The 10,395-nt window shown below is 71.1% G+C and carries 12 protein-coding genes; 9 read left to right on the top strand and 3 right to left on the bottom strand.

Annotated features, from left to right (window positions below; translation table 11 throughout):
* Both VF542_RS04450 and VF542_RS04455 read left to right on the top strand, forming a co-directional pair.
* A partial coding sequence (locus tag VF542_RS04450) for an ANTAR domain-containing protein (protein ID WP_408650502.1) occupies positions 1-270 on the top strand: 270 nt, incomplete at its 5' end.
* Positions 271-470: 200 nt separating this feature from the next.
* Positions 471-1,226 carry an ANTAR domain-containing protein gene (locus VF542_RS04455; protein WP_408650503.1) on the top strand — a complete coding sequence of 252 codons (756 nt, stop codon included), beginning with the start codon at positions 471-473 and terminating at the stop codon, positions 1,224-1,226.
* 181 nt (positions 1,227-1,407) lie between these two features.
* Here VF542_RS04455 and VF542_RS04460 read toward each other — a convergent pair whose 3' ends face one another.
* Positions 1,408-2,169 (bottom strand): GAF and ANTAR domain-containing protein, encoded by a 762-nt coding sequence (locus tag VF542_RS04460; protein ID WP_408650504.1) that lies wholly within the window; start codon positions 2,167-2,169, stop codon positions 1,408-1,410.
* Positions 2,170-2,311: 142 nt separating this feature from the next.
* Here VF542_RS04460 and VF542_RS04465 point away from each other — a divergent pair, with 142 nt between their 5' ends.
* The 7 genes from VF542_RS04465 to dinB all read left to right on the top strand — a co-directional run bounded on the left by VF542_RS04465 (position 2,312) and on the right by dinB (position 8,629).
* On the top strand, positions 2,312-3,064 hold the full coding sequence (locus VF542_RS04465) for a Crp/Fnr family transcriptional regulator (protein ID WP_408650505.1): 753 nt from the start codon (positions 2,312-2,314) through the stop codon (positions 3,062-3,064).
* Between the two features lie 29 nt (positions 3,065-3,093).
* Positions 3,094-4,155, top strand: coding sequence for a sodium:calcium antiporter (locus VF542_RS04470; protein ID WP_408650506.1), 1,062 nt, complete (start codon positions 3,094-3,096; stop codon positions 4,153-4,155).
* Positions 4,152-4,775, top strand: a complete 624-nt coding sequence (locus VF542_RS04475) for a GNAT family N-acetyltransferase (protein ID WP_408650507.1) — start codon at positions 4,152-4,154, stop codon at positions 4,773-4,775. The genes VF542_RS04470 and VF542_RS04475 overlap by 4 nt, the downstream gene beginning before the upstream one ends.
* 119 nt (positions 4,776-4,894) lie before the next feature.
* Positions 4,895-5,878, top strand: coding sequence for a phosphotransferase family protein (locus VF542_RS04480; RefSeq protein ID WP_408650508.1), 984 nt, complete (start codon positions 4,895-4,897; stop codon positions 5,876-5,878).
* Between the two features lie 12 nt (positions 5,879-5,890).
* Positions 5,891-6,907 carry a cyclase family protein gene (locus VF542_RS04485; protein WP_408650509.1) on the top strand — a complete coding sequence of 339 codons (1,017 nt, stop codon included), beginning with the start codon at positions 5,891-5,893 and terminating at the stop codon, positions 6,905-6,907.
* 27 nt (positions 6,908-6,934) lie between these two features.
* Positions 6,935-7,399 carry an HIT family protein gene (locus tag VF542_RS04490; protein WP_408650510.1) on the top strand — a complete coding sequence of 155 codons (465 nt, stop codon included), beginning with the start codon at positions 6,935-6,937 and terminating at the stop codon, positions 7,397-7,399.
* Positions 7,400-7,420: 21 nt separating this feature from the next.
* Positions 7,421-8,629, top strand: a complete 1,209-nt coding sequence (gene dinB, locus VF542_RS04495; protein ID WP_408650511.1) for a DNA polymerase IV — start codon at positions 7,421-7,423, stop codon at positions 8,627-8,629.
* Here dinB and VF542_RS04500 read toward each other — a convergent pair.
* Both VF542_RS04500 and VF542_RS04505 read right to left on the bottom strand, forming a co-directional pair.
* Complete coding sequence (locus VF542_RS04500) at positions 8,626-9,966, bottom strand: amidase (protein ID WP_408650512.1); 1,341 nt, start codon at positions 9,964-9,966, stop codon at positions 8,626-8,628. The two genes, dinB and VF542_RS04500, sit on opposite strands and share 4 nt — an antisense overlap.
* A gap of 217 nt (positions 9,967-10,183) precedes the next feature.
* Positions 10,184-10,395, bottom strand: a 212-nt coding sequence (locus VF542_RS04505) for a hypothetical protein (RefSeq protein WP_408650513.1), incomplete at its 5' end; no start/stop codon positions are given.

Below are 10,395 nucleotides of genomic sequence, written 5' to 3' on the forward strand. Positions count from 1 at the left end.
CGCAACAAGGCCGCCAACCTCGAGATCGGGCTGGCCAGCAATCGCGAGATCGGGATGGCGATCGGGGTGCTGATGACCAGCCACCGGGTCACCGACCAGCAGGCCTTCGACATGCTGCGCATGACCTCGCAGCACGCCCACCTCAAGCTCCGGGACGTCGCCGCCGACGTCGTCCTCACCGGGCAACTGCCTGCCGACGCCCCGCGGGCGGCGAGCGAGCGTCCCAGTCCCACCCTCGTGGAACCGCACCGTTCGCTCGCGGTCGCCTAGCGACCATCGCGACGGCATCGGTCCTCACCGGGCGCAGGGGCCTGGCAACGCCTTCGCGATCCATCCTCGCTCACCGGATGCTCCGCCCGATACGTTTCGTAGCTTTTACATAATTTTAATGTAAGAATGGCAGCCAGCCAGACCGTGGCGGGCCCTCTCCGACCAAGTGGGTGAACGTTCGGTCGGGGCGGAGGTCAGCCATGAGCGATGAGCAGGACAACAAGCCCGGCAGCCGGGGCATGCCCTCCAGCGAGGACACCGGAACACGCGCGGGCGAGGACGCACTGGCGCAGCGGCTCAGCGAACTGGCCCGGACCCTCGATGCCGAACATGGCCTGGACGACACCTTGAAACAGATCGTGCAGGCCGCGGTCGGCACGGTGCCCGGCGCCCAGCACGCCAGCATCTCCAGGGTTCAACGCCGCAAGGAGGTCATAACCCTCGCGGCCACCGGCGAGCTGCCGCGCTCGGTCGATCACGCGCAATACGACTGCGGCCAGGGCCCCTGCCTGGACTCCCTCTGGCACGAGAGAACCGTGCGGCTGTCGGACATGAGCACCGAGCAGCGCTGGCCCGCTTTCACCGGACGTGCCCGGGAACTCGGCGTGGGCAGCATGCTGGCCGTGCAGCTGTTCGTCCAGTCCGACGGGTTGGGCGTGTTGAACCTGTTCAGCGAGGAGCCGAACGCCTTCGACGACTCATCCGAGCACGTGGCGTTGCTGTTCGCCACGCACGCGGCGGTCGCGATGTCGAGCGAGCAGAGCAAGCAGGACCTGCGCATGGCGGTCACGACCCGGGAGGTGATCGGCCAGGCGCAGGGAATCCTGATGGAGCGGTTCAGGATCACCGACGACCTGGCGTTCCGGCTGCTGGTCAGGGCCAGTCAGGACACCAACCGCAAGCTCCGCGACATCGCCGAGGAAGTGACCTCGACCGGTCAGCTGCCCGGAACGTAATCACGGTCAGCTGCCGGGAACGTAACCAATAGTTGACACCGTGACTGCAGCCGCCGGAGTAACGTCCTGACAATGGTGCTGGTGCCGGCCCGGGACGGCAGGCACCTAGGCCCCCTGGTTCGAAGGCATGAGCCATGGGGCCGCCCACCCCCTGCGATCAGCCTCGGGTCGGCTGCCGCGGCTAGGTGGGCTTCTGCCGGCGCAGGGCCGGCTGGTCGGGCAGCGTACCGGTGTAGATGACCTCCGCGGCGATGTCGCGCAGCTTGCGGTGCAGGTGCTGGCTGGCGATCCGCAGGTCGGTGAAGGCCTGCTCCTGGGTCTGTCGCTTGTTGGCCATCAGGATGCCCATGGCGACCCCGATCTCGCGGTTGGATTCCACCGCGCGGGTCAGGTGGATGGACTGGTCCCGGTGCAGTGCCGCGAGTTGGGCCATCGAGGCGTAGGCGGCGAAGATCGACCCGGTGGCGACGGCGGACATGTCGAAGGCGTCCGGCTTCATGGCGTAGAAGTTCAGCGCTCCGCGGTTGCCGTCGTTGAGGAACAGCCGGTAGCTGAGCATGCTGCGCACCCCGGTCTCCTCCACCGCCCGGCGCGCGAACTGCGGCCAGTCCGGCGCGGCAGTCAGATCGTTGGTCAGCACCAGGTCGCTCTCGGTCAGCGCCTGCACGCACGGTCCCTCGGCGGTCTCGTACTGGATCTGGTCGATCTGCGGCGGCAGCTCATCGCTGGTCGGTGTGGTCCGCGGCGGCCCGTTTCCGACCACGAGGCTGATGGCGGCGTGCTCGCTGCCCGGCACCGCGCGGGACGCCACCGTGACGATCCGGGCCAGCGTCTGCGTCGGTTCGAGGGCGTTTTCGGTCATCACCCTGGCCAGGTCGGTGAACTCGCCCGCCATGCTTGCCACCACGTCGGCGGCCTGTCGAATCTCGTCGTCGGTGCTCATGTCTCTCCAGAGTGACAACACCTTGACCCGCATGGCCATGACGCTGCTATGACAGTTACCGTACACCTAGTTATGTACGCTGGCGAACACAGCGACTACCGTGGATTCAGCCCTGGTACCGCTTCCGCACAGGAGGAGCGCCGTGACGACCGACGGCCCGACCGCGCGCCGCAACGCGGTGCTGGCCGGGCTCACCGACGCCGAGCTGGCCGGGTTGCTCCCGCACCTGGAGGAGGTGCCGCTGCCGCGGGGTCAGGTCTTGATCGAACCGGGCCGTCCGGTCGGGTCGGTGCACTTCCCGACGGTCGGTGTGGTGTCGCTGGTGCACGAGCTGGAGCGGGGCGACGTCGTCGAGATCGCGACGGTGGGCAGGGAGGGGATGACCGGGCTCTCGGTCTTCCTCGGTGCCGCCGAACCCTACGAACGGGCGATCGTCCAGATCAGCGGGCACGCCCTGCGGATGACGACCGGGGAGTTCCAGCAGCAGTTGACGATCGTGGACGGGCCGCTGCAGGCCTCGCTGCGCCGCTATACCCAGGCGATGTTCACCCAGCTCGGACGCAATGCCGCCTGCAACCGGGTGCACCGGGTGCAGCAGCGCGCCGCCCGCTGGCTGCTGCTGAGCGCTGACCGCATGCAGAGCAACACCTTCGACCTCACCCAGGAGTTCCTGGCCCAGATGCTCGCGGTACGCCGCGCCTCGGTCAGCCAGGTGGCCCAGGCGCTCGCCGACGCGGGGTGCATCAGCTACACCCGCGGCTCGATCACCATCCTCGACGAGGAGAAGCTGCACGCCCACGCCTGCCAGTGCTACGACGTCATCACCCGGGCCACCGAACAGGCCATGTCGCTCGGCGACCCAGCCCGGTCCCGGCACGGCAGCCCGGCGAGATAGGACGAATCGCTCGACGTAGGGTTCGAAGGGTGAGCGGACTGCCCTCCGGGGTGCTGGTGGCCATCTTCCTCGGTTCGGCCGCGGTGATCTGGATATCCGGGATGCGGCTGTCCGACACCACCGACGTGCTGGCCGAGCGGCTGCACCTCGGCTCGGCGCTCGGCGGGCTGATCCTGCTGGCCGTCGCGACCAACCTGCCCGAGATCGCGATCACCATCAGCGCCGCCCTGTCACATCATCTGGACGTGGCCGTCGGCAACATCCTCGGCGGTATCGCCGTGCAGACCGTGGTGCTGGTGGCACTCGACGTGTTCGGCGTGCGGGTGCGCAAGCCGCTCACCTACCAGGCGGCGAGCCTGGTGCTCGTGCTCGAAGGCGCCCTGGTGGTGGCGGTGCTGCTGGTCGTCGTGGCCGGCGCCCAGCTGCCGCCCTCGCTGCTGCATGCCAGGCTGACACCGGACGTGCTCATCATCGCCGTGGTGTGGGTGGCCGGGCTGTTGCTGATCAACCGGGCGAGCGGCAACCTGCCGTGGAGCGATTCCGGCGACGCCCCGGACACCCAGCCCGATCCGCGCGGCGCCCGGCGGACGAAGAAGGAGGCGGTGGCCACCAGCAGCGGCATGAGCACCGGCCGGGCGGCGGCGGTGTTCACCGTGGCCGCGATCGCGACCCTGGTCACCGGCGTCACCATCGAACGCAGCGGTGAGGAGTTCTTCGGTGGCCTCGGGCTGTCCGGGGTGCTGTTCGGGGCCACCGTCCTGGCCCTGGCCACGGCATTGCCCGAGGTGTCCAGCGGCATCACCTCGGCCCGGATGGGCGACTACCAGCTCGCGATCGGCGACATCTTCGGCGGCAACGCGTTCCTGCCGGTGCTGTTCCTGCCCGCCACCCTGATCGCGGGCCAAGCCGTGTTGCCGGCGGCCGGGCGCAGTGACATCTACCTGACCGCGCTCGGCGCGCTGCTGACGGTCACCTACATGGCCGGGCTGATCTTCCGGCCCCGCCGCCAGATCGCGCGGATGGGGGTCGACTCGGCCGTCGTCCTGGCGCTGTACGTGCTCGGCATCATCGGGCTGGTGGCCCTGCAATGACCGACGGCCCTGCGGCACACGACAACCCGGCGGTGACCGACAACCCGGCGGTGACCGGCAACCCGGCGGTGACCGGCAACCCGGCGGCGACCGGCGGTGAGCGTCTCATCAGGGACGCCCGCGCCGAGGACGCCGCGGCCTGCGCGGCGATCTACGCCCCCTACGTCACCGACACCGCGATCTCGTTCGAGACCGACCCGCCCACGCCCGCCGAGATGGCCGAGCGCATCGCCGAGGCCGTCCGCACCCACGCCTGGCTGGTGCTCGAAGAGTGCGGCCGGGTGGTCGGCTACGCCTACGGCGGCCCCTTCGCCTCGCGAGCGGGCTACCGGTGGTCCTGCCAGGTGAGCGTCTATCTCGAACCCGGCCGGCACCGTGGCGGCGGTGGCCGGGCGCTGTACGAGGCACTGTTCGCCCGGCTGGCCGAACGCGGCTTTCGCACCGTGCTCGCCGGCATGACGCTGCCCAACGAGGCGAGCGTGGGCCTGCACCGGGCGCTGGGGTTCGAGCCGGTCGGGACCTACCGGCGCATCGGCTACAAGCACGGCAGCTGGCACGACGTCGCCTGGGCACAGCGCAGCATCGGCAGCACCGAGGAACCGCCTGCTGAGCCACGCTGAAGCCGGGCTCGGCCCCCGGTCGGCCCCTGATAGCTTCGACGGCGCCGGTGCCTCGGCGTCCGGTCGGCTGCCAGCTGGTTGGGACGGGCTCGGCAGACTCGGAGGAGGGCAGCGGGCAGGTGGAGTTCCGGCCGATCGAACGCGCTCCCGGCGCCTTCCAGCGCTCGGTGACCGCCGAGCAACTGCAGGCGATGTGCCGCCGCGCGTTCGGTGCCGGCGTCCGGCTGAACTCGGCGGTCGAGCTCGGCCTCGGCGCCTACAACAGCACCTACCGGGTGATGTTGGAGGGCCACCGGCCGGTCATCCTGCGGGTCGCCCCCGAGCCGGACCGGCAGTTTCGCATCGAGCGGGCGCTGATGCGCAACGAGCACGCCACCGCTGCCTACCTCGCGGGCCTCGGCCGGTTGCTGCCCCGCACCCTGGCCGTCGACTTCACCCACCAGCTGATCGGTCGCGACTACCTCTTCCAGACCCTGCTCGACGGCGTGGCCGCACCGGAGGGCCTGAGCCGCTACCCGAGGCCGGCCTGGGCGCCGTTCTTCGGCCAGCTGGGCGGCATCGCCCGCACCATCCACGACGTCGGCGGGAGCCGGTTCGGCATGGTCGCCGGCCCTACCTACGCCACCTGGAGCCAAGCGCTGATCGGCTACTTCGACGACGCCGCCGCCGACCTGCGCGACGCCGGCCTGGACGCCGACGACGCGCGGCAGCTGGCCGTGGCCGCCGACCGGCACCGGGCCGTGCTCGATGAGATCAGCACACCCCGGCTGCTGCACGGGGACCTGTGGACCGTCAACGTGCTGATCGATCCGGATGCCCCGGAGCCGAGGATCACCGGCGTGGTGGATTCGGACCGGGCCTGGTGGGGCGACCCGCCGGCGGACTGGACGATCTACTGCGCGCAGCGGCGCCAGGGTGCCGAACACCAGGCCTTCTTCGACAGGTACGGCCGGCTGCCGGCTGGTGACCACGACCGGCTCCGGGCGCGGTTCTACCTGGCCCGGCACCTGCTCGCGATCCGGCTGGAGCGGTTCAGGCTGGGCGACACCGAATTCTCGGCGACCTATGACGACGTCCGTGAGGTGCTGGCCGGGCTCGCGTGATTGGCTTGGGCCATGCCAGCCCAGCCGTACCGAGCCGAGCAGTATCGAGCCGAGCAGTATCGAGCCGAGTTCGACGCGACGGTGGTGTTCGGCAACGGGGGCAGCCTGCGGGCCGAGCGGTTCCGGGTGGACGTCCCGGGCCCGGACACCACGGCCGAGCAGGTCGGCGAGCTGTTCCTCGCGTCGCTGAGCCTGCTGATGGTCCAACGGGTGGAGGTGCGGGACCTGCGGCTGTTCGCCGAGGCGCACAAGGGCACCCGCGGCGGCCCGAGCGACAGCTCCGGTGCCCCGGCCCCGGCGGCTGCCGGCCGCAGGTGGGTGGAGCTGAGTCATGTGATCACCGCCGGCATGGTGACCTATCCGGGCATCCCCGCGCCGGAGATAACGCCGCAGCTGACCCGGGAGGCATCGCGGCAGGTGTACGCGCCGGGCACCGAGTTCGCGATGGACCGGATCAGCATGATCGGCAATACCGGCACCTACCTGGACAGCCCCTATCACCGCTACGCCGGCGGCACCGACCTGGCAGGGCTGCCGCTGACCGTGCTGGCCGACCTGCCGGTGGTGCTCGTCCGGACCACCGGCAGCACCGGCCGGGCCGTCGACGTGGGGGCGCTGGCAGCTCTGCACGTCCGCGACCATGCCGTGCTGCTGCACACCGGCGGCGACCGGCGCTGGGGCACGCCGGCCTACGCCGAGGACGCGCCCTATCTCACCGAAGCGGGTGCCCGCTGGCTGGTGGAGCACGGTGCCCGGCTGGTCGGGATCGACTCGGTCAACATCGACGACATCAGCAGCGGCGGGCACCGGCCGGCCCATTCGGTACTGCTGGCGGCCGGCGTCCCGATCGTCGAGCACCTCACCGGCCTGGATCAGTTACCGCCCACCGGCGCCCGGTTCACCGCCGCACCGCCGCGGGTCGCCCGGTTCGGGACGTTCCCGGTCCGGGCCTATGCCTCGGTGCCAGTCGATGCTGCGCAGCCGGGCCAGGGCGTTTCGCGGGAGGACGCTGGAAACCCGAGTGCGTAGTCGTCGATCTCGCGCACAATGCGCGTCATGGCGTGCGCGTTCTGCGAGCTGTTGCTGAGCGGTGAGGCGCGGTGGGTTGCCCGCGAACCCGACGCGGTCGCGTTCGCGCCGTTGCCGGCTGACGAGTTCGCACCCGGCCACACGCTGGTGGTGCCTCGCAGGCATGCCGTCGGGATACACGACGCGGACGAGCGCGACGTCGTCGCGGTGGCCGCGCTGGTGCGCCGGGTCAGCCGGGCGATGCTCAGCGCGCTCGGTGCCACCGGCGTGGTCGTGCTCAATGCCAGCGGGCCGAATTCCGGGCAGACGGTCGACCACCTGCATGTCCACGTGGTTCCCCGCTGGGACGACGACGAGGCGACACTTCCGTGGCTGCGGCAGCGTTCGACCAGGAGCCTGCCGGCGCCGGCACAGCAACTACTGGCGGCCGAGCTGCGATCGGCGAGCCGGCCCGGCCCGGTCGGGCCATTCCTGGAGCACGACGCGCCCTAGTCGCTGGCATCAATCGAACACATGTGCGATTCTGCGGGGGTGCCCGCCGAGCCGACGATCCTGCATGCCGACCTGGACTCGTTCTATGCCTCGGTGGAGCAGCGCGACGATCCGCGGCTGCGCGGCCGTCCGGTGATCGTCGGCGGCGGCGTGGTGCTGGCCGCGAGCTATGAGGCCAAGGCGTTCGGCGTCCGGACCGCGATGGGCGGGCGGCAGGCCAAGCAGCTGTGTCCCGAGGCGATCGTGGTGCCACCCCGGATGAGCGCGTACTCGGCCGCCAGCAAGGCGGTGTTCGAGGTGTTCCACGACACCACGCCACTGGTCGAGCCGATGTCGATCGATGAGGCCTTCCTGGATGTCGGCGGATTGCGCAGGATCGCCGGTTCGCCGTCGGAGATCGCGGTGGGGCTGCGGCGCGCGGTACGCGATCAGGTCGGGCTGCCGATCACCGTCGGGGTGGCGCGTACCAAGTTCCTGGCCAAGGTCGCCAGCGCGGTCGCCAAACCGGACGGCCTGCTGGTGGTGCCGGTCGACGCCGAGCTGGCCTTCCTGCATCCGCTGCCGGTGCAACGGCTGTGGGGCGTCGGCAGGGTCACCGCTGAGAAGTTGCGAAATCGGGGCATCTTCACGGTCGGCGAGCTGGCCGAGGTCGAGGAGCGGGCGCTGGTGTCGATGCTGGGAGGGGCTTCGGGACGTCACCTGCACGCGCTGGCCCGCAATCGAGATCCCCGGCCCGTCACCGTGGGCCGGCGCCGGCGCTCCATCGGGGCGCAGTGCGCGCTGGGCCGCCGCCGGCTGTCACCCGCCGAGCTGGACGCCCGCCTCATCGTCCTGGTGGATCGGGTCTGCCGCCGGCTGCGGGGTGCCAACCGGGTGTGCCGGACCGTCGTGCTGCGGTTGCGCTTCGACGACTTCAGCCGCGGTACCCGATCGCACACGCTGGCCGCCGCCACCAACGACACCGCCGTCGTGCTGCTGGCGCTGCGCCGGTTGCTGCAGGGCAATGCGAGGCTGATCGGTGAGCAGGGCATCACGTTGATCGGGGTGACGTTGAGCAATCTCGACCACGCCGACGCGGTTCAACTGGAGTTGCCGTTCGAGCGACGCAGCCCGCACGACCTGGACTCGGTGGTGGATCGGGTCCGCGACCGGTACGGCCGTGCGGCGATCACCCGCGGGGTCCTGCTCGGCGTCGACCAGGGGCTGACCGTCCCGCTGCTGCCGGACTAGTAGCCGGGTGCCAGCCGCCGCCAGGGCAGCAGTCGCTCCAGGTGCGCGGCCAGCGCCAGCAGCGTCGCTTCGCTGCCGGGCCGGCCGACGAGTTGCACGGACAGCGGCAAGCCGTTGGCGGCAACGCCCGCCGGCACGGCCATCGCCGGCCAGCCGGCCAGGTTCCAGGGGGCGGCGAAGGGTGCGTAGCGAACGTTGGATGCCACGTTGGCGGCCCAGCCGCGCCTGCTCCACGCCGTCGCCGCCGGCGGGAACTGGGCCAGCGTCGGCGTGAGGAGCACGTCGACCCGCTCGAAGTACCGCTCTGCCGCCTGCTGCATGGACCGTTGACCACCCGGCCGCGGGCCGCCCAGCGCCAGCACCGCTCTGCCCAGCAGGGCATGCCGGGCGATCCGCTTGTCGACCTGTGAACGGTCTGCCAGCAGCCGCGCGTCCAGTTCCGCGCCGGCGAACCAGCGGGCCATCGCCGCCGGTCCTGCCTTGCTCGGGTAGCGCAGCTTGGCCCTGATCACCTGATGCCCCGCCGCGGCCAGCAGTTCGGCGGTTTCGCCCGCCGCGGAGCGGAGCTGCCGCTCGACCCGCAGGCCGGGCAGCGGCGCGTTCACCGAGACCCCGATCCGCAGCCGCGGCTGGCCGTCGATGTCCAGCACGGCCAGGCCGGGACGGTCGGCCATCACCGACAGCAGCAGCGCACAGTCGGCGACGGTGGTGGCCAGCGGCCCGTTCTCGGCCATCCCGAACCACGAACCGCTGCCCAACTCGGCCGGCACCATCCCGAACCCGGGCCTGATGCCGACCAGGCCGGTGCACGCCGCCGGGATCCGGATCGAGCCCATGCCGTCGTTGCCGTGCGCCACGGCGACCATGCCGGAGGCGACCGCGGCGGCGCTGCCACCGGACGAGCCGCCCGGGCTGTAGTTGGTGTTCCAGGGGTTGCGGGTGATGCCGCCCGACGAATCCGTGGTTCCGAACATGCACAGCTCGGGAACGTTGGTCAGCCCGACCACGACCGCTCCGGCCGCCCGGAGCCTGCGGACCACCTCATGATCGGCCGGTTGCGGGAGCTGGGAACTGCCCCGCGACCCGTTGAGCATCGCCTCTCCGGCCACCGCGACGTTGTCCTTGACCGCGATGGGCACACCGGCCAGCGGCAGCGTCGCCCGATCGGGACGGGCATCGACCTCGTCCGCCTCGGCAAGCGCGCGCTGGTGGCGCACCACTCGAAACGCTCCGAGAGCGGGATCGCGTTCGGCGATGCGTGCCAGCGCCTGCTCGGTGGCGGCGCGGGCGGACAGGTCTCCGCGCCGCACCGCCGCGGACGTCTCGATCGCCCTCATCTCATCCGCGCATCGTCATGCGTAGACGTGGTGGGGGCCAGCCGGGCGCGGTGCTCATTCACACCCGATCCCGTCTCCGTCCCGGTCGAGGCCGTAAGGATCATCGCCGGTCACCTCCACCGGTCCCGCTACGTAGCGCGGCCCGTTTCCGGACCCGCCGGCGCAGTCGATGTCGCCCGACCCGCTCGGGATGCAGGGGCTGTACCCGGGTTCACAGTCAGGCGCCTGCCTGGCCGCCGATTGAGACGCTGCCGCCGATTGAGACGCTGCTGCCGAGCGTGAGGCGGCGGCTCGTGAGGCGGCTGCCGCGCTGGAGGCTGCGGCCGAGCGTGAGGCTCGTGCGGAGCGTGAGGCGGCGGCCGAACTGGAGGCTGCGGCCGAGCGTGAGGCGGCGGCTCGTGACGCGACCGCCGCGCTGGAGGCGGCGGC

Origin of the sequence: Jatrophihabitans sp. (genome assembly GCF_036389215.1) — a bacterium.
Classification (GTDB): domain Bacteria; phylum Actinomycetota; class Actinomycetes; order Mycobacteriales; family Jatrophihabitantaceae; genus Jatrophihabitans_A.

Bases quoted from the DNA above. Each gene is read 5' to 3' on its own strand.
- VF542_RS04455 (WP_408650503.1), top strand. From the start codon at position 471: ATGAGCGATGAGCAGGACAACAAGCCCGGCAGCCGGGGCATGCCCTCC.
- VF542_RS04460 (WP_408650504.1), bottom strand. From the start codon at position 2,169: ATGAGCACCGACGACGAGATTCGACAGGCCGCCGACGTGGTGGCAAGC.
- VF542_RS04475 (WP_408650507.1), top strand. From the start codon at position 4,152: ATGACCGACGGCCCTGCGGCACACGACAACCCGGCGGTGACCGACAAC.
- VF542_RS04485 (WP_408650509.1), top strand. From the start codon at position 5,891: ATGCCAGCCCAGCCGTACCGAGCCGAGCAGTATCGAGCCGAGCAGTAT.
- VF542_RS04490 (WP_408650510.1), top strand. From the start codon at position 6,935: ATGGCGTGCGCGTTCTGCGAGCTGTTGCTGAGCGGTGAGGCGCGGTGG.
- dinB (WP_408650511.1), top strand. From the start codon at position 7,421: ATGTGCGATTCTGCGGGGGTGCCCGCCGAGCCGACGATCCTGCATGCC.
- VF542_RS04500 (WP_408650512.1), bottom strand. From the start codon at position 9,966: ATGAGGGCGATCGAGACGTCCGCGGCGGTGCGGCGCGGAGACCTGTCC.